The following is a 25515-nucleotide window of genomic DNA, read 5'->3' as shown; positions in this document are numbered from 1 at the left end:
CGCCCTCAGGCAGGCCGTTTAGCGATGAAGTCGATTTCGACGAGGGCGTCGCGCGCCAGACCCGTCACGCCGATGCACGTTCTGGCGGGCAGCGCGTCCTGAGGAAAATAGGCGCGATACGCGTCGTTCATCGCCGCGTAATCGCGTTTGAATTCCGTCAGAAAAATACGCGCGCTCAGGACGTGTTCCAGCCCAAGCCCAAGGCCTTCCAGCACGAGCTTCAGATTGTCCATCACACGGCGCGTTTGCGCGACGACACCCTCGGGCAGCGGCGCGGAGTCGTCGGTAGGCGAGGTGGGCATCTGTCCGGTGACGAAGACCCAGCCGTCGCTTTCGGTAGCGTGGGAAAACGGGGCTACGGGGGTTGGGGCGGCGGGGATCATCCAGAATTTCGGTCCTGCGGTCATGCCTGTTTCTCCGTTCACGACGTTGACATTGAATCGCCGGCTGCGCCGGTCATGTTCAAGGTAACCCGCCAAAAAACGGCGTGACGGCGAGCCGTCCGCTCGCGCGGCCCCGGCGCAATGTCACGGCGGCGCATTTTTCGCATGCTACGATGAGCCGCGAAGTGACTGACGGTCGAGCGAGTGATGGCAACCCTATACGACAAGCTTGGCGTTCAGCCGAACGCCACCGAGGACGAGATCAAGCGGGCGTACCGGAAGGCCGCCATGCGCTGGCATCCGGACCGCAATGCCGGCTCCGAGGAAGCGGCGCGCGCCGCGTTTCAGGACATCAAGGACGCCTACGGCATTCTTTCCGATCCGGCGCAGCGCAAGGTCTACGACAGCGTGTTTGCCCAGCAGATGCGCGAATGGGAGACCCAGCAGGAGCGCAGGAGGCAGCAACGGGCGAAGCGCGAAGAGGCCGCACGCGCAGCCGAGCAGGCGGCATACGCAAAAATGGTCTCATTGGCGATGCGCTTTGCCGAGCAAGGCTACAACCGCGACGTCGTGTTCGGCGCGCTGCTTGGCAATCAATGCGATGTCGGCGAGGCAGGGCGGATTGCCGACAGCGTGCTGGCGCTGCACGCGTCGCGTCAGCCGCAGCCTGCACCGGATGTCCCGGACGTGCGGGACGCCGGAAAGGACCAGACGTCCCCCGCGGATCACGCGAAGGCGGCCAACGGTGCGAACGGCACGACGCTGGGCGGCCTGTGGTTCCAGTTCCTGAATGGCTTGCGCTTCTGAACCGCACGCGTGATTTTTACGCGAATGCCCATGCAACGCGGTCAATCGGCTTATCTATAGCGGCGCTTTCAAACGGTATTGCATACCCGCTGCTTACGATGCTTGCTGGCCGGCCGGGGTGCGCCGCGCAGGCGCCACTTCGAAGTGATCAATGGACTGTCCTGCACTGATGGCGCGGCGCAGCCAGTCCGGCATCTCGCCTTCGCCGTCCCAGCGCTCGCCGTTTGCACTGCGGTAGCGGTCGACACCGGGCGCTTTCACGACCGCAGGTGCCGCGACAGGGTCGGGCGCAAGGTCCTCCGGCTTAATGCCGAACTCGGCCATTCTGTGACGCAAGTAAGCCACCATGCGCTCACGTTTCATTTCGTCCATTTACTGCCTCCAATCGTATTGGTATTGCTTGTCCGGATGTGTCATTACATCGGCGGAAATGCTGTTATGGGTTGCCCGGTTTCGGGCGGAGGAACTCGTTATGAAGCGTGCGGAAAGCCTTACCGCGACGGCGCGGTGCGACGCCTGATCAGACGCCGTTTCTAGCGGCGGATTCAGGCGCGTGGTTTAAGCATGACGAAATGCGAGAGCCGTGCGTTTGAACGATATGCCCGGCCTTTAGCTGCACGAACGCGCGCGCAGGCTGACGGCAAGCTGGCTATCCGGGGTCATTCGATCTGGAGCAATGCGGCTGGATTCGTGGGATGGCTTTGCGTTTCCCACGGCAATCCGTGCAGATTAACACGGCTTTGGGAACTCGCGTGACTTGTCGAAGAAAGTGGCCTCGCGCGCGGTGGGCCTTTGCGTCGCTCGTTGCGACGTCGCTGCAACAGTCCCGTGCATTGCGAGAAAAACAGCGTCACCGATGCAGTGGCATTTGCTTATAGTAGAAGAAGTCCGTTGTGCTGCAGAAGAGAAGGGCCTGGCGTTTCTGGATGCGCGAACTTGACGGGGAACGGTGCGATGACAACAGCAACCGGTTCAGCCTACGCGATGCAAACGAGCACGCCTGCATCGTTGCGGGAGCTTGCCAACTATCTGGAACTGGCCCTGGACGCCGGCCAGGCCGTGGTCGTCATGCGCTATGGGGCGAGCGAGCGTCCGGTGTATATCGGCGACCCGAATGGTTCGCTCGATGAATTCGCCATCAGCGATGCCTTCGCCGCCCATCTTGCCGACGAAGTGCTGACGCTGACCGCTCCCGGCATGAACCGGATCACCGCGGACGGCCAGATCTATCGTTTCACGCGCACGCACCGCTACATCGCGGACCGGCAAGCGGTTATCTTTGCGCCGGCTTGAGCGCGTCGAAATCAGACGCAAGCCGGCTACCCACCCGCTGCGAGGGAACGGTCGGCACACGCTGCACAAAAACAAAAAGCGAACCGAAGTTCGCTTTCTGAAACGACGCCGCGCCTAAACGGGGTTTATCGCGGCAATCGGAATGTTACGCGCCGGCCGATACGGTTGCGACGAATTGCTTGGCTGCCTTGCTCGCCGATTCATACGTAGCGTTGGCTGCGGAGAAGGCCGAATTCCAGGCTGCGACGGCGCCTTCGCTGCCTGCAGGCGCATTCTTTGCCAGGCTTTCAATGAAACCTTGTGCGTCTTTCTGAGCCTGCTGGAATTGCGACGTGGCGGCGCTCGAAAGTTCAGCCTGCACACCCGACACGATTTCATGCACCTGGCGGCCGTAGGCTGCAACTTTCTCGGCTGCGGGCTGCGAGAGGCTCGCCGACAAGGCGATCAGCTCGCTCGGGTCCTTGACTGCGACAGCCTTCGCGAGGATCTGCTGGCTTTCGGCGAGGTTTGCCTTGCCGACCTGCAGATTCAGCGCCACCAGCTTCTCAAAACCGGCGAAAGCCTGGTTTGCGAAGCCGAAGAGCGTTTCCAGGCTGCTTTGTTGTGCGGCGATCAATTGTTGGGGGGTAACCGTGCTCATCACTGCTCCAAAAGGTAAAGGCGGCGAGTGCGAGGGGCTCTCAATACATGCAAGGATCCGCGCGCCGCTAGGGCCAAAAAGGCAAAATTGCTGCAATGCACAAATTCATTGTACGGGGGATTTTTGGGATGTCAATGGATTTCGTAGCGGTGGTCACAAGCAAGCGCGAAACCTGGCATTCGTCAGACATACCGTGGCATAGTGCGAGCCATTCACGAGCGACTGTGTAGAGGAGCAAGGCGAGGTCATGAACAGCACTTCCAATTCTCACGAGCAGGACCAGGTGGTTCTGCTGGAAGACGTGCCCAGTCCGGCTGCTGAGGCGCCGGAGCCGTTCGTGGTCGCCAGTGAACGGCGCGTGGTGATTGCGTACCGGATCGCCGAGGCGGCTTATGAACGCTTCGGCCCGTTCGATGCGGACGACGACCCGTTTTGCGCCGTCGAGTTTTCCGCAGCGGCGTTTCATCAGTTCGGGCCGCCGGGCGGCGACGATCTGTATGCGCATCCGCTGGCCGCGAACGGCTTGCGTGAAGATGCGGCGCATGAAATCGTCAATTCCTCGCTGGTCGCGGATTCGTGGGGCCCCGGCGCGGCGGAGGACGGCCGGCATCACTACGTCATTACGTTCCAGGACAGCACCTATGAGTGCGTCGCGGCGGATTGCACGGTGGTGGGGATCTACGGGAACGGCGACATTGCCGCCAGAGAGGCGTTTTCCCTGTGCAAGTGAGCGCAGGTGTAAATGAAAAGACCCGCCGAAGCGGGTCTTTTCGTATCAATCAGTCCGGCTAGCCAACGCCACCCCAAGCCGCATCAAACCAGCCCGGTCGTGTAATACACGCCAATCACGAAGAACACGGCCAGTGTCTTGATGATCGTTACCGCGAAGATGTCGCGGTACGACTCGCGGTGCGTCAACCCTGTCACCGCCAGCAGCGTAATCACCGCGCCGTTGTGCGGCAGGGTATCCATACCGCCGCTCGCCATGGCGACTACACGGTGCAACACCTCCATAGGGATATGCGCCGCGGTGGCTGCCTTGATGAAGGTATCCGACATCGCGGCCAGCGCAATGCTCATGCCGCCTGATGCCGACCCCGTAATCCCGGCCAGCGAACTGACCGACACGGCCGCGTTGACGAGCGGATTCGGAATGCTCTTGAGCGCGTCGCTGACGACGATAAAGCCCGGCAATGCCGCGATCACGCCGCCAAAGCCATATTCCGACGCCGTATTGAGCGACGCCAGCAGCGCGCCCGCGACGGCTGCCTTGGTGCCCGTCGCGAAGTGCTCGCGCATGCGGCGCAGGGCAGTCAACATCACGAACACGATGCCGAGCAGCAGCGCGCCTTCCACAGCCCAGATGCCGACCACGGCCTTGATCGACGTCGTGACAGGCGCGTGAATGCCGGGCAGCACCTCCGGGGCAACCGTGTACGACGCGCCGTACCAGTCGGGGATCAGCTTGGTCAGCGCGAAGTTTGCCACGCCCACCAGCACGAGCGGCGCGACCGCCAGCAGCGGATTCGGCAGTTGCTTCGATTCGATGCGTTCCGGCTCGTTGACGAGCGACGTGCCGTAGCCTTCGCCCTTGGCCATCGCGGCGCGGCGGCGCCATTCCAGATACGTCAGACCCACGACGATGATGAACAGCGAGCCAATCGTGCCGAGCCACGGCGCGGCCCACGAGGTGGTCTTGAAGAACGTGGTGGGGATGATGTTCTGGATCTGCGGCGTGCCAGGCAGCGAATCCATCGTGAACGAGAATGCGCCTAGCGCGATTGCACCCGGCATCAGGCGCTTCGGAATATTGCTCTGGCGGTACAGCTCAGCGGCAAACGGATACACCGCAAACACCACCACGAACAGCGACACGCCGCCGTAGGTGAGCAGCGCGCACACCGCGACGATCACCGCATTGGCGCGCGAGCGGCCAATGTAGCGAATGGCGGCGGCCACGATCGACTCGGAGAAGCCGGACAGTTCGATCACCTTGCCAAATACCGCACCCAGCATGAACACCGGAAAGTAGAGCTTCACGAAGCCGACCATCTTGTCCATGAAGATGCCGGAGAACACCGGCGCGACGGCGGAGGGTTCGGTCAGCAGGACGGCGCCGAGCGCGGCGATTGGTGCGACCAGAATCACGCTGTAGCCGCGATAGGCGGCAAGCATCAGAAACGCCAGGGCGGCGAGGACGATGACAAAGGACAATTGAGTCTCCAAAACTTGGTTTTATACGTGTACGTGCGCTCGCTGGCGTCGCGACCCGGCGCCCGCCTACGCAGGTTCCGTGCCACGCACGCTGGAACGGCCCTGTGCCCGGGTTTCCCGGCGAGACGCCGGCGCGCGATCGGACGATTGTACAGAATCGTCTCCATTTCGGGACGCAAAGCGCATTCAGGACTGCTGAGCCGGTCCCGGCAGCCTTGCTGGGCGCGCTTGCCCGTCATCTCCGCAATGAGATAAGCTTGTCTACAAATAGAGACAAGCAGATGAAAAACCTACCCGCTTTGCACGGGACCGGAGACCGCGACAGGATGATGAACGACTGGGCAGGACTCCCTGCCACTTATAGCGATGTATTGCGCCGCGCGATGGAGTCGCTCTTTCGCACCTTCGAGAATTTCAGCGAGGGCACCTTCATTGTCGACGCCGAAGCACGCGTCGTCTGGATCAACAAGCGCTATGCGGCACGTTTTGGCTTCTCCGATCCGCAGCAGGCCATTGGCCGCGACTGCGAAGCGGTGATTCCGAACAGTTTGATGCGAGAAGTCGTGAGAACCGGCAAGCCCATTCTGCTGGATATTCTCGAAACGGATCGCGAACCGCTCGTCGTGACGCGTTTGCCCTTGAAAGATGAAAGTGGCGCGACCGTCGGCGCGGTCGGCTTTGCGCTGTTCGACGAACTGAAAGCGTTGACGCCGCTCTTTTCGCATTACTCGCGAGTTCAGCAAGAACTGATCGCGACACGCCAGTCGCTCGCGCAGGCGCGGCGAGCCAAATATACGTTCGCAAGTTTTGTCGGCACGAGCGCGGCGAGCCTCGAAGTAAAGCGTCAGGGGCGCCGCGCCGCGCAGGTCGACTCGCCGGTGCTGCTGCTCGGCGAGACCGGCACCGGCAAGGAACTGCTGGCGCATGCAATCCACGGCGCGTCCGGGCGCGCCAACCGGCCTCTCGTGACGGTGAACGTCGCGGCGATTCCCGAGACGCTGCTCGAAGTCGAATTCTTCGGCGCGGCGCCGGGCGCCTATACCGGCGCGGACCGTAAAGGGCGCACAGGCAAGTTCGAGCTGGCCGACGGCGGCACGCTGTTTCTGGACGAAATCGGCGATATGCCGGTTCCGTTGCAAGGCAAGCTGTTACGCGTGCTGCAGGACAGGGAGTTCGAGCCGCTTGGCTCGAACCGCATCGTGCGCGCCGACGTGCGGATCATTGCGGCCACCTCCGCCGATCTCGCGGCGCTGGTGGCCGAAGGCCGGTTTCGCGCAGACCTGTTCTATCGCCTGAACGTGCTCACCATCCACGCACCGCCGTTGCGCGAACGCCTTGCTGATATCGAGTCGCTGGCCTATGCGATGCTCGAAGATCTGTCGATGCAAGCCCGTAACGGCGCTCACTTCGAGCTGCAGGACGACGCGTTGCGCCTGTTGTGCTCGCACGCGTGGCCGGGCAATGTGCGGGAATTGCGCAATACGCTGGAGCGCGCGGTGATGCTGTCCGACAGCGAGCGCATCGATGCCGCCGCGCTTGCGCCGTTCATCGGTCCCGCACAGGCGGGCGGGCGCGCCGCGCTGTTTGCCCAGAGCTTGCAGTCCGCGGTTGCGCCGGAGGTGACGTCCGCACAGCCGTCGTGGGCGCAGGCGATGGCAGCCTTCGAAAAGCGCTTTCTGAGCGATGCGCTGCGCGCCAACGGCGGGCGCGTCGTCGACGCCGCGGCGCAGATCGGCATGGGGCGCGCGACGCTCTACAAGAAAATCGCCGCATACGGGATCGAGGTTTGAAACGAGCCTCGTGGTTTCGGCTCGATACCTGACATACACAGCTTCTTTGAGAGATCCAGTCGGGAGGTTTGATGAGACCCTGGCCTGTCGTATTCCTGCTGTGGCTGTGGCTGTCGGGCGCCACGGCCCACGCGCAGGAGACCGAACGCAAGAACTGGTACAACGACCCGTTCTTCGCGCTCTCGCAGACCTACCCCGGTTGCCCGTTGCCGCTCGGCCCGCTGATGACCCGCGCGCAGATGGAAGACGATGCGCACTATCGCGTCGAACGCGGCACGACCTGCTGGCTGGCTCACAAGTGCACCAAGCCGAACTCGTACCTGTACGACGCGGGCATCGCCGATGCGATTCGCGCGCATTTCACCGACACCCACGCGTTCGATGGCACGAGTCTATGGATCACCGTGCAGCGCCGCTTTGTCTATGCTGAAGGATGCGCGCCGGCATCGTTCGATCAGCGCGCGCTGCAACAACAACTCGAAGCGATTCCGGATGTCGAGCAGGTCTTTATCCGCGTGAGCACCGATAGGCACGGGCCGCTTCCCTACAAAACGCTTGCCGCGCCGGATCAGCCCGCAAGCGGCAGCGCGCACGAGTGACGCAGTGCAGCGCGCGCGTGGCACAATCGCTGGGTCGAAAAATTAGAAAGTGATCGGGGTTCTCAATGAAGAAACGCAGCTCTTTGTTCTCGGCTCGAACAGATCGCCCGGCGCGTGCGGCGCTCGGCGCGGCCGGCTTCGCACTGCTTGCGGCGCTGGCCGGTTCGCTCGCCGGTTGCGGCAGCAGTCCGCCACTGTTTTTGCCTGACGGCCGGCCGACGACGCTCGTGCAATGTCCGGAAGGCTCGGATTCCTGCGTGCAGCAGGCGCGCGCCGCTTGCGGCAGCAACTCGTTCGACACCGTGCGCCAGTCGAGCGAAAACGGCACGTTGAGCCTCATTTACGCCTGCCCGGTGAAGTAATCCAGATTGATCGATGCCGTGACGCGGCGCTGCCATAAGGTCAGCGTCTTGCGTCATTGAGCCGCTGTTTTGCCATCCCGCTGACAAAAGAAATAATCGCCGCGCGGGATTCGCGCTCAGGCGCATCGCGAGCGTGTCGCGCGACCGAATTAAACCTGTCAGGCCGAAAAATCGCTTCGTGTCATAATCGCGGCGCAAAAGATCGTCATATTGGCGAGGCTTAATTCCACTTTGGTTCCGCTGGAATAAAGTGGTATGCAACCTGGATAACACCGTTATTTATTCTTTTGACGATTTGAGCGAATGCGCGCCGCGCCGGTCCATTGTTAACAGGCTGGATTCACGATCAATGGCGGCTGTTGCTTTGAGGATGAACCCGTGTTCTTCAGTGCGCCGGGTAACGGAAACTTGCCGAAGCTGCCTTTACTGTTGATTGCACGAGCGCCCCCGCACTCGCGGCCCTGTCAATCACGTCCTATTCGGTGAAAGCAATGAACAAAAATGCGGGTACCTCGCGGCACGTTTCATGCTTTACGTTGCTTCAGACAAAGAAATCCCGGGGAAAGCAATGAATCACCATCAACTCGAAAAAGATATTGAACATCTTGAGCACGTGATTTCCCGTATTTCCGCCGCGGACCGCATCCCGCTGTCTTATTGGCGCAACCGGATCAAATCCGTGGCCAATGGCGTGCTGGTGCCGTCCCAGGCCAGCCGCGTGAGAAGACTCAACGAAGCGCTGGCGGCTCTCGAAGCACGCGGAGAGCCTGCCGTCAGCGCAGCCAATGCGCGGTAACGCTGCGCGGCTCATGGCGCAATGTTACGTAGCATCGTGATGATGCGCACCGGCGCCGCTCGACACGTCAGCCGCACGCCACGCAACCAGGACAATCGATGCAGAAAGCAGGTTTCTCCGGCGCAAGGCTCGCGCGACTGACGAGCGCCATGCAGGGCTATGTCGACCGGGGCGAGGTGGCCGGGGTGGTCACGCTTGCATGGCGGCACGGCGAGACCGCGCACTTCGAACCGCTCGGCTGGCGTGACGACGCCGAGCGTTTGGCGATGGAGCGCGACACCCTGTTTCGGATCGCCTCGATGACCAAGCCGGTCACGAGCGCGGCCGTCATGATGCTGATCGAGCGCGACCAGCTCACGCTCGATGCGCCCATCGCGCAATGGCTCCCTGAGCTGTCGGCGCCGCGCGTGCTGCGCGATCCCACCGGTCCGCTCGATCAAACGGACGCGGCGCGTGCGCCGATCACCGTGCTCGACCTGCTCACCCATCGCGCGGGCTTTGCTTATCACTTCACTGCCACGGGACCGCTCGCCGATGCATACCAGGCGGTCTTCAACGGTTTCGAATCGAAAGACAGCCCGGACACCTGGCTCGCGCGCGTGGCGACGCTGCCGCTGATGTTCCAGCCGGGCGCGCGCTGGCACTACGGCATCGCGACGGATATCCTGGGCATCCTCATCAATCGTGTCAGCGGCATGACACTCGGCGAGTTCTTCCGCACGCAGATCTTCGAGCCGCTCGGCATGCGCGATACCGCGTTCTGGGTGCCCGACGCACAGCTCGCGCGTTTTGCCACGGCGTATAGCATCGATCCGAACACGCGCATGCGCGGCGTCGAAGATCATCCGGCGACCAGCCGCTGGGCGAATCCGCGACGCTTTCAAGGCGGCGGCGGCGGCCTTGTCTCGACGGCCGAGGACTATCTGCAGTTCGCGCGCCTGTTGCTCGGCCGTGGCCGCGTCGGGTCGACGCGGCTTTTGTCGCATCGCTCCGTTGACCTGATGCGCTGCAACTTCCTCAGCCGCGATCAGCGTCGCGCGCCGGCGTTCGGACACATCGTGTGGGCGGGCCAGGGCTTCGGGCTGGGGCTGTCGGTAGTCGACGATCCGGCGCAGCAGTTGGCGCTCGGTTATCGTTCCACCGGCTCGTTCGGATGGCCGGGCGCGTACGGTACAAGCTGGTTCGGCGATCCGGTGGAGGACATGATCGGGATGATGCTGATCCAGCTGCGCACCATCGAACCGTTCCCGATGTCGGTCGATTTCGAACGCCGCCTGTACGACGCCATCGACGATTGAACGCGTTGCGCTTCAGCCAGCAGTCCGCCTGCGGACCGTCGTAACATCAATATGCAAAAACGACGCGGCGCTACCCGGCACCTTTTCTATCTGATAGGGTCACATAGCTGTTATCCAACCCGACCGGAGACAACCCTTCATGGCCACTTATAAGCAATTGACTGCCCAGCTTGAAAAGCTCCACAAGGAAGTGGCGCTTGCTCGCGAAAAAGAGATCGAGCAGGCGATTGCCGACATCAAACAGAAAATTGCCGAGTACGGCATTACCGCGGAGGAGCTTGGCTTCTCGAGCAAGCGCGCCACAGCGCCGCGCAAGACGCCGGTGCCGCCGAAATACCGCAATCCGAAGACCGGCGAAACGTGGAGCGGCCGCGGCCGTGCGCCTGCATGGCTGGCCGGCAAGAACCGCGAGCGCTTCCTGATAGCCGACTGAAGGCAACAGCGTTCCTGTCGAAGTGAAGCGGCGGTCGCCATGTTGCGCACCGCCGCACAGGTCCCGAAAACTCTCACCTTTCGCATTGATCGTCGCCGCCGCCTTCATGTCGCGTGGCGCGTTGCGTTCATTCCCACTGTTTTGGCAAATGCGTTTTCATCGCGTCGGTGCGGAATGGAATTGCTCGTCGCGCACGGTGCCGCGCTGCTCGCTTCATCACTGAAGCAATGCCGTCAGCGCCTTTGCCGACAAGGGTTTGCGCGCGTTCATGCTGAGCCGCCGCAACGGACAAACCAGACCCTCATTGCACGTTTTTCCTCATCGTGGCCGCCTGCGTTCAGCGTGGCGTGTGCCGCTTCCGGTGCGAGCCGAGACCTGCGTCTCCATCACCGCAAGCATCGCAACGGACGTTTTTGCGTAAGGTCCCGAAAACTCTCACCTTAGCGACGAAACCGCCGTCAACGCGTCGCGTGGCTCAGGACAAACCCGGAGTTGAGTCTGCCTCATACCCTGGATCAGAAAACATCGATTCATCGGGCCTGACGTCGAATAGCACAATCCGCTCACCCACCCAAATCCCACCTACACCATCAAGGGGATCAGACATGAGCGTATCGACGGAAAAGCAACTGTATATCGGCGAAGGATTCGAAGGCCCGGGCGTGAACCTCGCGCACATCAACGTGCTGGTTGGTCCGCGCAATGGTCCGGCAGGCCAGGCGTTTGCCACTGCGTTGTCGACGCCGTCCGCCGGTCACGCGCCGTTCGTCGTGATTGCCCGTCCAGGCATTCCGACCAAGCCGCTCACGCTGTATGTCAACAAGGCGCAGATTGAAGGCGACTTCCACGGCAACGCGACGTGGGGCGCTTCGCAAGCAGGGATTGCGAAGGCCGTCGCTGAATCGCTCGAAAACGGCACGCTGCCGCCGGAAGCGGAGAACGACTGGGTCGTCGTGTCGGCCAACTGGGTCAATCCGAAGACCGACGATCTCGACGCCGTTTTCGAGAACAACTACCGCGCCTGCAAGAACGCGATTCTCGCTGCAATGAAAGGTCTGCCGCACCGCGACGAAGTGTTCGCCGCCGCGCGCGACGTATCGAATCCGTTCTACACGCCGAAACAACGTTAATCACGCTCGCTAAACACCCCCTTGCGCGCGCGCATTGAGCCGCTAGCCGCGCAAGTGCCGCAATCAGGAGACAAACACAATGGAATACGTTCGCCTTGGCCAGTCTGGCCTGAAGGTTTCGCGTTTGTGCCTCGGCACGATGAACATGGGCACGCCGGAATGGAAGCCGTGGATCTTCGATGAAGCGCAAAGCGAGCCGATCGTGCGTCATGCGCTGGAAGCCGGCGTCAACTTTATCGACCTCGCCGACTTCTATTCGACCGGTGTCGGCGAAGAAGTGGTGGGTCGCATCCTGAAGCGTCTCGCGCGCCGTGAAGAGCTCGTCGTGACGACCAAGGTGGGTTACGACATGGGCACGTATCAGAACGCCGGCGGCCATTCGCGCAAGCACATCATGGATGGCATCGACGGGTCGCTCACGCGTCTCGGCATGGACTATCTCGACATCTACATGCTGCACTTCTTCGACGTCAACACGCCTGTCGAAGAAACGATGGGCGCGCTCAACGATATCGTGCGCGCAGGCAAGGCGCGCTATATCGGCGTGTCGACCATGTACACGTGGCAGTTCGCGAAGATCATGCAGGTCTGCGAGCGCAACGGCTGGCACAAGCCGATCAACATGCAGTTGCAGTTGAACCTGGCGTATCGCGAGGAAGAGCGCGAAATGATCCCGTATTGCCAGGATCAGGGCGTGGGCGTCTCGGTATTCAGCCCGCTTGCGCGCGGCTTGCTGACGAGCGATCCGAACTCGACGCGCAACCAGACCGACTTCTTCACTGCGCAAATGTACGGCGATTCGGCCTCGCGCGAAGTGGCTGCTTCGGTGGCGCGGGTGGCGGCGGCGCGCGGCGTCTCGGCGGCGCAGATCGCCCAGGCGTGGGTGCTCAATCACGGCGGCGTCTCGAGCATGCTGGTCGGTGCGGATACGCCGGCGCAATTCGACAGCGCGCTCGCCGCGCTCGACACGAAGCTGACCGCCGACGAACTCCACGAACTCGAACGCAACTACACCCCGTGCGATCTGATCAACGATTACACGGCAGGCAAACGCATCGCCCGCGAGCCGCGTCCCGCGCAAGGCGTGTTTGCCCAAACCCTGGATAAAGCAGCATGAGCGAATTTCTCCGTACCGGGCACTACATCAATGGCGAGTGGCATGCAGGCGCCGAGACGTATGCCGTCTTGAATCCGGCCACTGGCGAGCTGATTGCCAACGTCGCAAAAGGCGGCGCCGTAGAAACCGAGCAGGCGATTGCCGCTGCGCAACGCGCGTTTGCCGCGTGGCGCGCGCTGACCGCCAAGGAACGCAGCGCGAAAGTGAAGCGCTGGGGCGAGTTGATGCTCGAACACCGCGACGCATTGGCTGAGCTGATGTCGCGCGAGCAAGGCAAGCCGCTTGCCGAGGCGCGCGGTGAAGTCGGCTACGCGGCGAGTTTCCTCGAATGGTTCGCGGAAGAAGCGAAGCGCGCGTACGGCGACGTGATTCCGAGTCCGAATCCGAAAGCGAAGATCATCGTGACGCGTGAGCCGATCGGTGTCGTCGCCGCCATTACGCCGTGGAATTTCCCGCTGGCGATGATCACGCGCAAGGCCGGTCCGGCGCTGGCGGCAGGCTGCACGATGGTGCTCAAGCCGTCGGAGGAAACGCCCTTGTCCGCCTTTGCGCTGGCCGTGCTGGCGGAGCAGGCGGGCATTCCGGCGGGCGTGTTCAACATCGTGTCCGGCGACGCCGTCGCGATTGGCGGTGCGCTGACGGCGTCGTCCGTGGTGCGCAAGCTGTCGTTTACCGGATCGACGCGGGTGGGCAAACTGCTCGCCAAGCAATCTGCCGACACGCTCAAGAAGCTCTCGCTGGAACTCGGCGGCAACGCGCCGTTCATTGTGTTCGACGACGCGGATATCGACGCCGCGGTCCAGGGCGCGATGGCTTCAAAGTTTCGCAACACTGGACAGACGTGCGTATGCGTCAATCGCTTCTACGTGCAGGACGGCATCTATGACGCGTTCACTCAGGCGCTGACCCGAGCCGTGCAGAAGATGCGCGTCGGCAATGCACTCGAAGGCGAAGTCGAACAGGGGCCGCTCATCAACACGGCGGCGTTGAAGAAGGTGGAAACGCACGTCGCGGACGCGCTGCAGAAGGGTGCGAAGGCGGTGACGGGAGGCAAGCGGCATGCGCTGGGCGGCACATTCTATGAGCCGACCGTGCTGGTCGACGTGTCGAATTCCATGCTGATCGCCGAAGAAGAAACCTTTGGTCCGGTGGCAGGGTGCTTCCGCTTCAAGACCGAGGAAGAGGCCATCGCCGCCGCGAACGATACGCCGTTCGGTTTGTCCGCGTACTTCTATACGCGCGACCTGGGTCGTGCGTGGCGCGTGGCCGAAGCCCTCGAAAGCGGCATGGTGGGGATCAACGAAGGCATTATTTCCACCGAAGTCGCGCCGTTCGGCGGTGTCAAGGAATCCGGCCTTGGCCGCGAAGGCTCGAAGTACGGCCTCGATGAGTATATGGAACTGAAGTACATGATGATGGGCGGCCTCGGACGCTGATCGTCGCAGGTTTGGTCCGCTTTGCGCGGCGCACGCGCGAAGCGGACACCGCAGTCCGTGCGCGCTCTTGCAACAGGCTGATTGCGCGCGGCTGCTCCAACAAGATCGCAACCATGTTGCATGGAGACAGCTTGAACAATCAGAACCTCGAGGCGGGCGCGCTTGGCCTCGCCCCTACCGCGCCGCGCGCACCTGGCGCCGCCGCTCACGCCGACGTCACGCCCACCCAAGGGCGCATTTCCCTCGACGACGTTCCGCTGAACCGGTTTCACGTCAAGATTGCCGGCCTCACGTTCGGGGCGCATTTCACGGAAGGCTACGCGCTCGGCACGATCGGCTATGCACTCGCTTCGCTGAACCGCCAGATGCCGCTGGACGCGTTCTGGATGGGTATGATCGGTAGTTCCGCGTTGATGGGCATCTTTCTCGGCAGCCTCGTATTCGGCTGGCTGTCGGATCGCATGGGTCGGCAAAAGATCTTTCTGCTGAGCTTTCTCATCATCACGGCAGCCGCGTTCGCGCAGTTCCATGTCACGTCGCCGCTCGAGCTGTGCGTGCTGCGAGTGCTGATCGGCTTCGGCATGGGCGGCGATTTTGCCGTGGGCCACGCGATTCTCGCGGAGTTTTCGCCACGCAAACATCGCGGCACCTTGCTTGGGTCGTTCAGCGTCATCTGGACGGTGGGCTACGTGGTCGCCAACGTGCTGGGTCTGGAGTACGCGCACGCAGCACCGGATGCGTGGCGCTGGCTGCTGGCATCGGCGGGCGTGCCGGCGCTGATCGTGTTGCTGATGCGCATCGGCACGCCGGAGTCGCCGCGCTGGCTGTATGGCAAAGGTCGCATCGCGGAGGCTAAAGCCGTCGTGCTGAAGCATTTCGGCCCGAACGTGACGCTCGATGGTGGCGTTGACGAGCACGCTTCGCATCTGCAAGGTGGCTTCGCGCGTCTGTTCAGGAAGGACCTGATCCGCCGCACGATTTTCAACTGTGCGTTCTTCGTGTGCCTCGTGATTCCGTACTTCGCGATCTACACCTTCCTGCCGACCATCCTCAAGGCGATTCATCTGAACGACGGTTCAGGCGCGGATTTTCTGCTGAACGGATTCCTCGTGCTGGGCGCATTGATCGGCATCTGGCTCACGATCAAGTTGCCGCGCCGGGTGTTTCTGATCGGGTCGTTTGCGGTGACGTGTCTGTCGCTCGTGGCGTTGAGCGTGCTGCCCGAGTCGGCTACGGTCGCGATGATTGTGGCCTTCGGCATCTTCACCTTGACGATGTCGGCCTTCTCGAATCTGGTGGGTGTGTTTCCGCCCGAGTGCTTTCCGACTGAAGTGCGGGCTTGCGGCGTCGGCCTGGCGATTGCGTGCAGCCGCCTCGGTTCGGCCGTGGGGACGTTTCTCCTGCCGCTCGGCATCGCCCAGCTTGGCTTTCACGCGACCATGATGGTGCTTGCCGCCGTGCTGCTGATCGGCATGGTGGTGTCCATTGCATGGGCGCCGGAAACGAAGCATTTGACACTGAACGAAGCGAGCGGAGCTTAACGCTCGTCGCGGTGCGTGGCGTGCAGTGCATGCCAAAAATAAGGGTCGAACGTGGCGCGTTCGACCCTTTTTCACCTTGGAAGCCAACTGGTCTACTGACTGGCTGTGAACTGGTGAATACTGATTCGGACGCGTTGTGACGCGTTCCGACATTAACCGTTCAACCCCCTCCTGCTGCAAACGCCGCATCGGGCGCAAACGCCCGGTGTGGGTTTCGCCAGCGTCCCTTGCCATCCGGCTTTCATCAAAGACGGCATCTTCGGCTACTTCACATAGCCCGTGATTCATATTCCGGCCGGCATTACGCCACGAGCCGGAATTCACCGAATCCGGCGCGTTCACGTTCTGCACCGCCGGTAATAAATGCGAGCGGATTTCATTCCCAGACGACGCTGGTTTTCGAATCAGGAATACTCCCCGGACTGGAAACAGAAACAGCGGGCGGAATTATTTCAATTCCAGGCGGAGCGCGACTGCGCGCGCCTCTCAGGCGACTCTCATATCCGTCTTACCTGTTCTGACTTCGACGTCAGAAACGTCCCACTCAAAATAAGAATCGTCCTAGGTACTTAGGAATTGCGGATCCCTATCATTCATTTGCGCCTGAACGATAGGCCAATGATTCGAGACAAGACCGCCATTCTGGCGATGAACATTGGAACGCCCAGGGCAGATACAGATGACGCGTCGTCCTGAACACGAACCCGCCGTCGAATTTAATCAAGAACGTCTTTTAGTCACTGGAGTAGTCATCATGAAATCACTCATTCCCGCCATTACAATCGCCGCCGGCGGTCTGCTGGGCCTCGCATCGCTCGGCGCGCAAGCGTCGGACGGCACGATTACGTTCACGGGCACCTTGTCGAACACCACGTGTTCGATCAATGGCACTGCTTCGGGCACGCTCGCCACGTCTTCGGTCGCGCTGCCGCAAGTGTCGGCCTCCACGCTCGGCGTCGCAGGTGCAACGGGTGGCCGCTCGGCCCCGATTCCGCTGGCGCTGACCGGCTGCACGGGCACGGCAACCAAGGCCGTGGCCTACTTCGAAAGCGGCCCGAACGTTGACCAGGCAAACGGTTATCTGTCGAACACGGGCGGCACCGCCTCGAAGGTGGACGTGCGTTTGCTGAACGCATCGTTCCAGCCGATCAACATTCTGAGCGGTTTGAACAACGATATCGCCTCCAACGGCGCGACCATCACCGCCGGTTCGGCCAACCTCAAGTATTACGGCGAGTACTACGCCACGGGTGTAGCGACTGCCGGCACGGTGAGCACGAGCGTGTCTTACACGATGCAATACCAGTAAGCGAATGCCGAGGCGTTCGCTGGTGCGAACGCCTTTTTTACGCCCAATTTTCAAGATCATTTTCAAAGAAGGTGGATGTGATGAAGCTCGGTCGAATTGCAATTGGAGTGAGTGTTGCCTGTGCGCTGTTTGCGGGCGCGGCAAGCGCAAGCGTGACGATTGGCGGTACGCGAGTGGTGTATCCGCTCGACCAGCGCGAAGTCACCGTCAAACTCGACAACGACAGCGTGACGCCATCGCTGGTGCAGGTATGGATCGACGATGGTCATCCGGATGCCAAGCCGGGCGACATCAAGGTGCCGTTTGTGATTACGCCGCCGATCTTCCGCATGGACTCGCGCAAGTCGCAGACGCTGCGTGTCATGTATAGCGGTGAAGCGGTCCCGATGGATCGCGAGTCGGTGTACTGGCTCAATGTGCTCGACATTCCGCCCAAGGCAGCAGACAAGGACGACGCCAATATTTTGCAGATCGCTTATCGCACCCGGATCAAGGTGTTCGTGCGGCCGACGAAGCTCGCCGGCAAGCCGGAAGATGCCCCGTCCCAGTTGAGCTGGAAGATTACGGCGGCGCCGGGTGGTAAAGGCGAGGCCCTGAGCGTGTCGAATCCGACGCCGTACTACGTGTCCTTTAGCGAAGTCGACGTCGAAAGCGGTGGCCACACGTACAAGAACGAGCGCGGTGGCATGGTTGCGCCGCTCGCGACCGAGGTCCTGCCCGTCGCGGAGATGAACGCCGTTGGCGCAGGCGCCAAGGTCCACTACACCGCAATCAGTGATTACGGCGGCGCCCTTCCCGGCGACGCAACGATCGGTCAATAGACCACCGTAGTTCTCTGCCGGCCGGGCGGCCGCCTTCCGCCCCATTGACAACCCTTTCCCGCACACCGCGTGCGTTGCACAGGCAACGCACAGGGACAACGCACGCCTGTCGCAGGGCTTTAGAAGTCAGTCAGATCATGAAACATTCACCTCGCAATCAGTCGCACGCGCATTTCAGTGCCGCGTCTGGCCCGTTCGGCCTGAACCCCGTTACCGCAGTTGTGCTGTCGGTTTTCGCAGTGGTCGGCAGCGTCCAGCCAGCGAGCGTGAATGCGTCTGAAATGGCCACGGCATCGGGTCCCGAAGCCGTGCAGTTCGATACATCGTTCCTGCGTACGGACAAGGACCAGACGGTCGACGTCGCGCGTTTTGCGCGTGGCAATTCGGTGTCGCCGGGCGTGTACTCGGTCGACGTGTGGATGAACGACATGCGCATCGCCCGTCACGATGTCCGCTTTGTGAAGGCGCAGGCAGGCGATGCAGCGCGCCCCTGTTTCAGCCGTCAAATGTTGGAGAGCTTCGGTGTCGATTTCGCCAAGGTTGCGGTTGACGCTGGTGCCGGCCCGGCGAGCGCCGTAGCCGACTCAAACGAATGTATCGATCTGAGCGCCGCGGTGCCGGGCGCTTCGGTTGACTTCGACTTCTCCGAACAGAAGTTGACGCTGAGCGTGCCGCAGAAATACATGCGCAACGCCGCGCGCGGCTACGTGCCGCCGGAACTGTGGCAAACCGGCGTGAATGCGGGCTTCGTGAGCTACAACGCGAACACGTATCACACGAGCGGCGCGGGGATCGATTCGACGCAGAGCTACCTCGGCCTCGACGCCGGCGTGAACATCGGCGGCTGGCATTTTCGTCATCAGTCTTCGGTGACGACGGGCACTGGCCAAGGCACGCAGTTCGACAATATCGCGACCTATGCCCAACACGACCTGACGAAGCTCAAGTCGCAGTTGACGATAGGCGACTCCAACACCACGGGCGACGTGTTCGACAGCGTGGCGTTTCGCGGCGTGCAGATCGCGAGCGATGACCGCATGCTGCCGGAATCGTTGCGCGGCTACGCGCCGGTTGTGCGCGGCACGGCGCAATCGAACGCTCGCGTGACGATCCGTCAGAACAACCAGGTGATTTATGAAACGACGGTATCGCCCGGTCCATTCGAGATCAAGGATCTGTATGCAACCGGTTACGGCGGCAACCTCGACGTGACCGTGACCGAAGCGGACGGCCGCACCGAAAACTTCACGGTGCCGTTCGCCTCGGTTGCGCAGTCGCTGCGGCCTGGCACCACGCGCTTTTCGGCGACCGCCGGAGAGTTGCGCGACAACACTCTCGACACCAAACCGACGTTTGCGCAGTTCACGCTGCAACGCGGCTTGACCAACACGGTCACCGCCTATGGCGGCGCAGTGGCTGCAAACGGCTATGTGGCCGCGGATATCGGTGCCGCGCTGAACACGAAGTACGGCGCGCTCTCGGCGGACGTTACCGCCGCGCAGACCGAAGTGCCTGGACAAAGCACGCTGCGCGGCACCAGTTTGAGGATTGGCTACAGCAAGTTCATCGACCCGACGGACACCAACGTCACGGTGGCCGCCTACCGCTATTCGACTGCCGGCTTCCTGGATCTGTCGGATGCGGCGTCGGTGCGCGACATGGCCTTGCACGGCGGCGACATCAACGCGGTCGATCGTCAGCGCGACCGGCTGCAAATCACCGTCAACCAGAATTTCAAGGATCACGGCAGCGTGTTCCTTACTGCTTCGGCGCAGAAGTACTGGAATCGCAGCGGCAGCGATACGTTCTATCAGGCGGGCTACACGAACAGCTTCAAGTACGGGACCTACAGCGTGACGGCTGGACGCACGCGCAACTCGGACGGCCAGATGTCGAACCTGTACATGATCAGCACGACGATTCCGCTTGGCCACAGCCAGCATTCGCCGATGTTGTCGACGAACCTGTCCAGCACGGGCGGCGCGACGAACATGCAGGCCAATGTGAGCGGCTCGCTGGGCGAGAACAACCAGTATTCGTACAACGCTTACGGCTCGTACAACGGTGCGAGCAGCGGCAGTGCGTCGAATGCCGGTGTGAGCGGCGCATGGCGCGCGCCGTACGCGCAGATGACTGCGTCGGCCAGTTCCGGCGCAGGGACGAGCCAGGTGTCGGCGGGTGTCAGCGGCTCGATCGTCGCGCATCCGGGCGGCGTGACGTTCTCGCAGACGGTGGGCGATACGTTCGGCATCGTCGACGCACAGGGCGCGCAAGGCGCGAGCGTGTCGAGTTCGCCGGGCGTCAAGGTGAACAGCCATGGTTACGCGGTGGTGCCGTATCTGACGCCGTATGGCATGAACACCGTGGATATCGATCCGAAGGGCACTTCCACCGACGTGGAGTTTGAATCGACCTCGGAGCAGGCCGCGCCGCGCCTCGGTTCGGTGGTGATGCTGAAGTACAAGACCGTGAGCGGCCGGGCAGCGTTGATTCGTGCGCCTCAACTGGGTGATAAGGCGCTGCCGTTCGGTGTGGATGTGGTGGATCAGGCCGGCAAGACCGTGGGTGTGGTGGCGCAGGACAGCCGCATCTTTGCGCGCGGCCTCGAGGATAAGGGATCGCTGTTTGTGAAGTGGGGCGAGGCCGGCTCCGGGCAGTGCCGGATTGATTATGTGTTGCCGAAGCTTTCAGCGAAGTCCGGCGCGGCTTATCAATCGTTCGAAGGGCATTGCGTGGGTGGTGTCGGAGTGAATCTTGACAACCACGGCGTGGCGTCGGCTAAGCCGCTGGAGTCGGCGAAATGAATCAGACCTTGAGCAGCTATCCAGAATTGCATGGAGCAGCGTTGTTGAACCTGCGGGCCAAGTTCCGCGAGATGTTAGCGATTTTGCATGGGAGAAAAATGATGTGGAAAGCTTTTGGCATTCTTTTGTTTGTACTTGGTCAATTGACTTTTGGTGCATCAGGAGCTCACGCACTTTCTGTAAGTTGCTCCTTGACATCGTCGCTCAATTTTTCGCCCGTGCTTGACACATCGGGCTTTGGAAGAGATTCAGTCGCTGGAGCGACCACGCCGAAATATTCGACACCCGTGAATTTCTCCTGCAATGGCGATCCTAACGCGGATCGCGATATCTATTTGTGGTTTCAGATCTCGTCGGCGAATCTGGTCTCCGGCTACACGGATCTGTTCCAGACAGACAACCCCAATGTAGGGGTGCGGTATTCGGTCTCCAACGGTGCGGCCACTAGCTGCAACGGTACACCGACGACTGTTTCCACTGGCCGGTTACAGATTGTCTGCCATCAACAGATTCAACCTGCGTCGCCGGGGCAGAATTATTCGTTGATCGTCTCGGCCCAGTTTGTAAAGCTGGCCAATACCGTCGCCGGTCCACTTACAACCATTCCGTCTTTGTCTGTCACCAACGGGATCAATAATCAAAGCGGGAACTTTGCGTGGGGCAACGTATTCACGGGTGCGGCGAGCGGGAGCTTTTCCACGCTGACCTGCTCGGTGACCACGCCTTCGATTGTTGTGGCAGTGTCGCAGGCCAACACGAGCCGGCTAGCTTCCATCGGGTCCACTGACGGCGCAGCGGCTTTCAATATCGGCCTGAACTGTAACCCTGGCGTCAAGGCGTCGATGACGCTCACTGATGCAACGACGCCGTCCAACACAAGCAACACGTTGTCGTTGGGAACCGGCTCTACTGCAACCGGGATTGGATATCAGGTTTTGTACAACGGTAACCTGATATCGTTCGGGCCGGATTCAGCACTCGCTGGCAACCTCAACCAGTTTTCAGTCATGACAAGTCCTGCTGCTGGGGGGCCCGTGACCGTGCCGCTTACCGCGCGCTTTATTCGCACGGGGACCATGGTACCCGGCACGGCGATTGGAAAAGCGACTTTTACGATGTCTTATCAATAGTGTGTGTGATCGGGAGTCGATACGCGGTTCGTAGGACGCGATCCCTCCCCGTGGAGCCCCCCGTACCGCTTCTGCCACGGCGGGGTATTCGTGCCAATCCCGTTTTTGATACGCTCATCCCCATGACGTGTATCATTCGTTCCCTGCGCTGTTCTGCGCCGGCCTTTCCCTTTTTTGGAACGCCCGTTCGTAACCCGCTTGCGACACGGTGCGTTTGCCTGGCCAGCTGGGTCTCCGGGCCCGACTTCCGCAGCCCCGACGCCGCCCGCCGCGCCAGACGTGACGGGAACAGGAGCCACAAGCCCCTGACACCGCCCGAACCTTTATCCGTGACCGCCCGACCCGATGTCAGCCTCTGAACTCAAACGCCGCCGCACGTTCGCGGTCATTTCCCACCCGGACGCGGGCAAGACCACGCTGACTGAAAAGCTGCTGCTGTTTTCGGGCGCAATCCAGATCGCCGGTACCGTGAAAGGCCGCAAGAGCAATCGCTACGCGACTTCGGACTGGATGGAGATCGAAAAGCAGCGGGGCATTTCGGTGGCCAGCTCGGTGATGCAGTTCGAGTACGGCGACGCCGTCATCAATCTGCTCGACACGCCGGGCCACGAGGACTTCTCTGAAGACACCTACCGCGTGCTCACCGCTGTCGACGCCGCCGTCATGGTGATCGACGGCGCGAACGGTGTCGAAGCGCAGACGCTGAAGCTGCTCGAAGTCTGCCGCAGCCGCAAGACGCCCATCGTCACCTTCATCAACAAGCTCGACCGCGAAGTGCGCGAGCCGCTCGAACTGCTCGACGAGATCGAACAGCACCTCGGTGTCGCCGCAGTGCCGTTCACCTGGCCGATTGGCATGGGCAAGGACTTCCAGGGTGTCTACGACATCCAGCGCGATCAGGTGCGCCTGTTCCGCGCCGGGCAGGACAAGGCGGGCGGTGAAGTCGAGACGCTGCACGCGCCTGGCGACGAAGACGGCGAGCGCCGCTTCGGCCATGCATGGGTCAAGGCAAAAGAAGAGATCGACCTGATCACGGGTGCCTCGCCGGATTTCGACCGCGAGCAGTTCCTGGCGGGCCAGCAATCGCCCGTGCTGTTCGGGTCGGCCATCAACAACTTCGGCGTGAAGGAAATTCTCGACGCGCTGGTCGATCTGGCGCCGCCGCCCTCGGCACGCATGGCCGTGCAGCGGTCTGTGGAGCCGGACGAGCCGAAATTCACCGGTGTGGTGTTCAAGGTGCAGGCCAACATGGACCTCGCGCACCGCGACCGGGTGGCGTTCATCCGCGTGTGCTCGGGCCATTTCGAGCGCGGCATGGCGCTGAAGGTGACACGCTCCAACAAGACGTTCCGCGCCAACAACGTGGTGACGTTCCTGTCGCAACGCCGGGAGACGGTGAGCGAAGCGTATCCGGGGGATATCATCGGCATCCCGAATCACGGCACGCTGAGTCTCGGCGACACGCTGACCGAAGGCGAGACGCTGCAGTTCGTCGGTTTGCCGTTCTTCGCACCGGAAATCTTCCAGACGGTTGAAGTCGTGGATCCGATGCGCGCCAAACAGCTCGGCGAAGCGCTGAAGCAGCTGGGCGAAGAGGGCGCCATTCAGGTGTTCCGGCCGGTGCATGGCGGCCTGATGATTCTGGGCGCGGTCGGTCAACTGCAGTTTGAAGTGGTGTCGCACCGCCTGTCGACGGAGTACAAGGTCGACGTGCGCATGGCGCCTGCCCGTTACCGTATGTCGCGTTGGGTGACCTGCGACGACGCCGCCGAACTGCGCCGCTTCAACGATGCCTACGCGGCGCGGATCGCGCTCGACGCATCCAACGCGCCGACGTATCTGGCCTCGCATATCTCGGAGATCGAAGTCGCGCAGAAGGCGTGGCCAAAGATCGTGTTCAACGAGTTGCGCGAACATTCAGGCGCGCCGTTCAAGAAGGCGATGTAAGCCCTGCAAAGCACAAAGCCGCGTCAATCGACGCGGCTTTGTGCGTTTACGGGCTATGCGGCCGGCCCGGCTCTCAGTGCTTCGTGTGCGTAGAGGGTGCGACGAACGTGACGTCTTCGAACGGTTCCGCGTGCTCTGCGTACTCGATCCGCGTCAGGCGGATTTGCCGCTTCATCACCTGACCGTCTCGCAAACCGCGGAACAGCTCGACGTCGAGCTGGGCGTTCATTTCGGCATCGCTCGTGATCTCTTCGAGCTTGAAAAGCAGCTTCGCGCGATCCACCGGAGACGAGCCGCACTGTTCGATGGCGCGGGCAAGCGCCGCCAGTCTGGCGAATTGCTCTGCATTGCGTTGTGCCGCGTTGACGGCCCGTTCGAGGATGCCGTCGAGAAGTTTGTCGCTTGCCGGAAGATCGGATGCCTGGGTGATTCGAGAAGTGTCGTCGGTCATAAGTGGAGGTTGCCGGCGCCTGCGTGATCCCTATGCGCACACGGCGCATGTAAAGGCCGCATACGCGACGGACGGTACATCGTTTGATCAGAGAATAGCGAAAGTATAGACGACGGCGTCTCTCAGCCTGCCGGTCGGGACGCAGAACGAGGCGTTCGCCCTCACTCCATCTTCAAAACCTCTTCCCTCATCCACGTTGCAAACGCCTGCACGTGTTCCAGTGCCGCGTGCCGTTGCGCGATGTCGAGCCAGTAGCCGAACGGCCCGCTGACCTCGATCTCGGAGATTCTGGCAAGACTGCCGTCCGCCAGTTCCTCGACGATCATATTCCGATCGACCACCGCCAGGCCCGCGCCCTTGCGCGCCGCATGAATGGCCTGCTCGAGATTCGAGAATTCGATCCCGTTCTCCGCGTAATGCGCCGGCATGCCGGCGGTGGCGAGCCAGTTGGGCCACAGGTCAAGCCGCGTCTCCTTGTGCAGCACGTGCAGCGCCGGCATGCGTTCAAGCAGCGTTTCAAGCGAGCGCCCCCGCAGATGCGGCGCGCCCACCAGCGTGTGACGTTCGGTCATCAACAGTTCGGAATGCGCGTCGGGCAGCGCTTCGCGGCCGAAGCGGATGTTGCAGTGGCAATCCTCGGTGGGCTCCGTGCGAACCGAGAGTTCGACGTCGGGCAACTCCACCGCCAGCGAGCCAAGCCGGGGCGAGAACCATTGGGTCGCGAAGGTGGGGGGTACGGACAGCACGAGCCGCCGCCGGCCCTTGGCGGTCGTGATCTGGCGCGTGCCACGCTCGATCGTGTCAAATGCCTCCGACACGCACGGCAGCAGCTGCAGGCCGGCAGCGGTCAGGCGAATGCCTTTGTGGTCGCGCTCGAACAGCTTCGCCCCCAGCGATTCCTCGAGAATCTTGATCTGCCGGCTCACGGCGCCCTGAGTCACGCACAGCGCGCTGGCGGCGCGATTGAAGCTCAAATGACGTGCCGTCTCTTCAAAAAAACGCAACGCAATCAGCGATGGCAAGCGCCGCATACCTTCACCTTCTTTCCTTCTGGCATCCGGTGACCCCCGCGCTGGCGTGGCGGCACCCTCCGCAATGGTTGTCGTCGTGTTCAGACTGCCGCCGGCGTGTCGTCTCCAGTGCGTGGGCGGGCAATCGGGTTGCTGCGGCGCATGGTCGTCTGCTGCCGGCCGGTCGCCCGGCCAGCGTGCCGT

Annotated in this window: 24 protein-coding genes; 18 read left to right on the top strand and 6 right to left on the bottom strand. The window is 61.9% G+C overall.

Going from position 1 to position 25515, the window contains the following annotated elements:
* Positions 1 to 5: 5 nt before the first annotated feature.
* Complete coding sequence (locus VGH41_RS13775; RefSeq protein WP_331598001.1) at positions 6 to 407, bottom strand: RidA family protein; 402 nt, start codon at positions 405 to 407, stop codon at positions 6 to 8.
* 183 nt (positions 408 to 590) lie between these two features.
* On the opposite strand from VGH41_RS13775, the gene VGH41_RS13770 reads away from it, so the two are divergent.
* Positions 591 to 1190, top strand: a complete 600-nt coding sequence (locus tag VGH41_RS13770) for a J domain-containing protein (RefSeq protein ID WP_331598000.1) — start codon at positions 591 to 593, stop codon at positions 1188 to 1190.
* Positions 1191 to 1283: 93 nt separating this feature from the next.
* On the opposite strand, the gene VGH41_RS13765 is transcribed toward VGH41_RS13770, so the two are convergent.
* Complete coding sequence (locus VGH41_RS13765; protein WP_331597999.1) at positions 1284 to 1562, bottom strand: H-NS family nucleoid-associated regulatory protein; 279 nt, start codon at positions 1560 to 1562, stop codon at positions 1284 to 1286.
* A 582-nt stretch (positions 1563 to 2144) separates the two neighbouring features.
* On the opposite strand from VGH41_RS13765, the gene VGH41_RS13760 reads away from it, so the two are divergent.
* Complete coding sequence (locus VGH41_RS13760) at positions 2145 to 2483, top strand: hypothetical protein (RefSeq protein ID WP_331597998.1); 339 nt, start codon at positions 2145 to 2147, stop codon at positions 2481 to 2483.
* A gap of 145 nt (positions 2484 to 2628) precedes the next feature.
* On the opposite strand, the gene phaP is transcribed toward VGH41_RS13760, so the two are convergent.
* Positions 2629 to 3123, bottom strand: coding sequence for a TIGR01841 family phasin (phaP, locus tag VGH41_RS13755; RefSeq protein WP_331597997.1), 495 nt, complete (start codon positions 3121 to 3123; stop codon positions 2629 to 2631).
* 247 nt (positions 3124 to 3370) lie between these two features.
* Between phaP and VGH41_RS13750 the strand changes: the two genes are divergently transcribed.
* A complete protein-coding gene (locus tag VGH41_RS13750; protein WP_331597996.1) occupies positions 3371 to 3853 on the top strand; it encodes a hypothetical protein in 483 nt (160 codons plus the stop codon).
* Between the two features lie 83 nt (positions 3854 to 3936).
* On the opposite strand, the gene VGH41_RS13745 is transcribed toward VGH41_RS13750, so the two are convergent.
* Entirely contained in the window at positions 3937 to 5337 is a 1401-nt protein-coding gene (locus VGH41_RS13745; RefSeq protein ID WP_331597995.1) for a GntP family permease, read from the bottom strand.
* A gap of 326 nt (positions 5338 to 5663) precedes the next feature.
* On the opposite strand from VGH41_RS13745, the gene VGH41_RS13740 reads away from it, so the two are divergent.
* The 15 genes from VGH41_RS13740 to VGH41_RS13670 all read left to right on the top strand — a co-directional run bounded on the left by VGH41_RS13740 (position 5664) and on the right by VGH41_RS13670 (position 23850).
* Complete coding sequence (locus tag VGH41_RS13740) at positions 5664 to 7127, top strand: sigma-54 interaction domain-containing protein (protein WP_331597994.1); 1464 nt, start codon at positions 5664 to 5666, stop codon at positions 7125 to 7127.
* Positions 7128 to 7198: 71 nt separating this feature from the next.
* Positions 7199 to 7726, top strand: coding sequence for a BON domain-containing protein (locus tag VGH41_RS13735; RefSeq protein WP_331597993.1), 528 nt, complete (start codon positions 7199 to 7201; stop codon positions 7724 to 7726).
* Between the two features lie 65 nt (positions 7727 to 7791).
* Positions 7792 to 8088, top strand: coding sequence for a hypothetical protein (locus VGH41_RS13730; RefSeq protein WP_331597992.1), 297 nt, complete (start codon positions 7792 to 7794; stop codon positions 8086 to 8088).
* Between the two features lie 568 nt (positions 8089 to 8656).
* A complete protein-coding gene (locus tag VGH41_RS13725) occupies positions 8657 to 8884 on the top strand; it encodes a hypothetical protein (RefSeq protein ID WP_331598104.1) in 228 nt (75 codons plus the stop codon).
* 98 nt (positions 8885 to 8982) lie between these two features.
* Positions 8983 to 10182 carry a serine hydrolase domain-containing protein gene (locus tag VGH41_RS13720; protein ID WP_331597991.1) on the top strand — a complete coding sequence of 400 codons (1200 nt, stop codon included), beginning with the start codon at positions 8983 to 8985 and terminating at the stop codon, positions 10180 to 10182.
* 139 nt (positions 10183 to 10321) lie between these two features.
* Positions 10322 to 10615 (top strand): H-NS histone family protein, encoded by a 294-nt coding sequence (locus tag VGH41_RS13715; RefSeq protein WP_331597990.1) that lies wholly within the window; start codon positions 10322 to 10324, stop codon positions 10613 to 10615.
* A 605-nt stretch (positions 10616 to 11220) separates the two neighbouring features.
* Positions 11221 to 11745, top strand: a complete 525-nt coding sequence (gene fae, locus VGH41_RS13710; protein ID WP_331597989.1) for a formaldehyde-activating enzyme — start codon at positions 11221 to 11223, stop codon at positions 11743 to 11745.
* A gap of 79 nt (positions 11746 to 11824) precedes the next feature.
* The gene (locus VGH41_RS13705) at positions 11825 to 12862 is read left to right on the top strand and encodes an aldo/keto reductase (protein ID WP_331597988.1); all 1038 of its coding nucleotides are present in this window, start codon (positions 11825 to 11827) and stop codon (positions 12860 to 12862) included.
* A complete protein-coding gene (locus VGH41_RS13700) occupies positions 12859 to 14298 on the top strand; it encodes an NAD-dependent succinate-semialdehyde dehydrogenase (protein WP_331597987.1) in 1440 nt (479 codons plus the stop codon). Before VGH41_RS13705 ends, VGH41_RS13700 begins: the two co-directional genes overlap by 4 nt.
* A 131-nt stretch (positions 14299 to 14429) precedes the next feature.
* Entirely contained in the window at positions 14430 to 15839 is a 1410-nt protein-coding gene (locus VGH41_RS13695; RefSeq protein ID WP_331597986.1) for an MFS transporter, read from the top strand.
* Positions 15840 to 16593: 754 nt separating this feature from the next.
* Positions 16594 to 17148 carry a fimbrial protein gene (locus tag VGH41_RS13690; RefSeq protein WP_331597985.1) on the top strand — a complete coding sequence of 185 codons (555 nt, stop codon included), beginning with the start codon at positions 16594 to 16596 and terminating at the stop codon, positions 17146 to 17148.
* Positions 17149 to 17228: 80 nt separating this feature from the next.
* A complete protein-coding gene (locus VGH41_RS13685; protein ID WP_331597984.1) occupies positions 17229 to 17969 on the top strand; it encodes a fimbria/pilus periplasmic chaperone in 741 nt (246 codons plus the stop codon).
* Positions 17970 to 18106: 137 nt separating this feature from the next.
* Positions 18107 to 20773 carry a fimbria/pilus outer membrane usher protein gene (locus tag VGH41_RS13680; RefSeq protein ID WP_331597983.1) on the top strand — a complete coding sequence of 889 codons (2667 nt, stop codon included), beginning with the start codon at positions 18107 to 18109 and terminating at the stop codon, positions 20771 to 20773.
* The gene (locus tag VGH41_RS13675; protein WP_331597982.1) at positions 20770 to 21903 is read left to right on the top strand and encodes a fimbrial protein; all 1134 of its coding nucleotides are present in this window, start codon (positions 20770 to 20772) and stop codon (positions 21901 to 21903) included. The genes VGH41_RS13680 and VGH41_RS13675 overlap by 4 nt, the downstream gene beginning before the upstream one ends.
* 345 nt (positions 21904 to 22248) lie before the next feature.
* Complete coding sequence (locus VGH41_RS13670) at positions 22249 to 23850, top strand: peptide chain release factor 3 (RefSeq protein ID WP_331597981.1); 1602 nt, start codon at positions 22249 to 22251, stop codon at positions 23848 to 23850.
* Between the two features lie 73 nt (positions 23851 to 23923).
* On the opposite strand, the gene VGH41_RS13665 is transcribed toward VGH41_RS13670, so the two are convergent.
* Positions 23924 to 24301: a hypothetical protein gene (locus tag VGH41_RS13665; RefSeq protein WP_331597980.1), complete on the bottom strand. Its 378-nt coding sequence runs from the start codon at positions 24299 to 24301 to the stop codon at positions 23924 to 23926.
* Between the two features lie 161 nt (positions 24302 to 24462).
* Positions 24463 to 25332 (bottom strand): LysR family transcriptional regulator, encoded by an 870-nt coding sequence (locus VGH41_RS13660; RefSeq protein ID WP_331597979.1) that lies wholly within the window; start codon positions 25330 to 25332, stop codon positions 24463 to 24465.
* Between the last annotated feature and the right edge of the window lie 183 nt (positions 25333 to 25515).

It is taken from the genome of Paraburkholderia sp., assembly GCF_036488795.1.
Taxonomy (GTDB): domain Bacteria; phylum Pseudomonadota; class Gammaproteobacteria; order Burkholderiales; family Burkholderiaceae; genus Paraburkholderia.
This window is presented reverse-complemented; position numbering and strand designations above follow the sequence as displayed.

What these genes read in the sequence shown, in the direction of transcription:
- VGH41_RS13750 (WP_331597996.1), top strand. Translation starts at nt 3,371, where the DNA reads ATGAACAGCACTTCCAATTCTCACGAGCAGGACCAGGTGGTTCTGCTG.
- VGH41_RS13665 (WP_331597980.1), bottom strand. Translation starts at nt 24,301, where the DNA reads ATGACCGACGACACTTCTCGAATCACCCAGGCATCCGATCTTCCGGCA.
- VGH41_RS13705 (WP_331597988.1), top strand. Translation starts at nt 11,825, where the DNA reads ATGGAATACGTTCGCCTTGGCCAGTCTGGCCTGAAGGTTTCGCGTTTG.
- VGH41_RS13680 (WP_331597983.1), top strand. Translation starts at nt 18,107, where the DNA reads ATGAAACATTCACCTCGCAATCAGTCGCACGCGCATTTCAGTGCCGCG.
- VGH41_RS13720 (WP_331597991.1), top strand. Translation starts at nt 8,983, where the DNA reads ATGCAGAAAGCAGGTTTCTCCGGCGCAAGGCTCGCGCGACTGACGAGC.
- phaP (WP_331597997.1), bottom strand. Translation starts at nt 3,123, where the DNA reads ATGAGCACGGTTACCCCCCAACAATTGATCGCCGCACAACAAAGCAGC.
- VGH41_RS13670 (WP_331597981.1), top strand. Translation starts at nt 22,249, where the DNA reads ATGTCAGCCTCTGAACTCAAACGCCGCCGCACGTTCGCGGTCATTTCC.
- VGH41_RS13685 (WP_331597984.1), top strand. Translation starts at nt 17,229, where the DNA reads ATGAAGCTCGGTCGAATTGCAATTGGAGTGAGTGTTGCCTGTGCGCTG.
- VGH41_RS13765 (WP_331597999.1), bottom strand. Translation starts at nt 1,562, where the DNA reads ATGGACGAAATGAAACGTGAGCGCATGGTGGCTTACTTGCGTCACAGA.
- VGH41_RS13715 (WP_331597990.1), top strand. Translation starts at nt 10,322, where the DNA reads ATGGCCACTTATAAGCAATTGACTGCCCAGCTTGAAAAGCTCCACAAG.
- VGH41_RS13660 (WP_331597979.1), bottom strand. Translation starts at nt 25,332, where the DNA reads ATGCGGCGCTTGCCATCGCTGATTGCGTTGCGTTTTTTTGAAGAGACG.
- VGH41_RS13690 (WP_331597985.1), top strand. Translation starts at nt 16,594, where the DNA reads ATGAAATCACTCATTCCCGCCATTACAATCGCCGCCGGCGGTCTGCTG.
- VGH41_RS13725 (WP_331598104.1), top strand. Translation starts at nt 8,657, where the DNA reads ATGAATCACCATCAACTCGAAAAAGATATTGAACATCTTGAGCACGTG.
- VGH41_RS13775 (WP_331598001.1), bottom strand. Translation starts at nt 407, where the DNA reads ATGACCGCAGGACCGAAATTCTGGATGATCCCCGCCGCCCCAACCCCC.
- VGH41_RS13770 (WP_331598000.1), top strand. Translation starts at nt 591, where the DNA reads ATGGCAACCCTATACGACAAGCTTGGCGTTCAGCCGAACGCCACCGAG.
- fae (WP_331597989.1), top strand. Translation starts at nt 11,221, where the DNA reads ATGAGCGTATCGACGGAAAAGCAACTGTATATCGGCGAAGGATTCGAA.
- VGH41_RS13700 (WP_331597987.1), top strand. Translation starts at nt 12,859, where the DNA reads ATGAGCGAATTTCTCCGTACCGGGCACTACATCAATGGCGAGTGGCAT.
- VGH41_RS13760 (WP_331597998.1), top strand. Translation starts at nt 2,145, where the DNA reads ATGACAACAGCAACCGGTTCAGCCTACGCGATGCAAACGAGCACGCCT.
- VGH41_RS13675 (WP_331597982.1), top strand. Translation starts at nt 20,770, where the DNA reads ATGAATCAGACCTTGAGCAGCTATCCAGAATTGCATGGAGCAGCGTTG.
- VGH41_RS13730 (WP_331597992.1), top strand. Translation starts at nt 7,792, where the DNA reads ATGAAGAAACGCAGCTCTTTGTTCTCGGCTCGAACAGATCGCCCGGCG.
- VGH41_RS13740 (WP_331597994.1), top strand. Translation starts at nt 5,664, where the DNA reads ATGATGAACGACTGGGCAGGACTCCCTGCCACTTATAGCGATGTATTG.
- VGH41_RS13735 (WP_331597993.1), top strand. Translation starts at nt 7,199, where the DNA reads ATGAGACCCTGGCCTGTCGTATTCCTGCTGTGGCTGTGGCTGTCGGGC.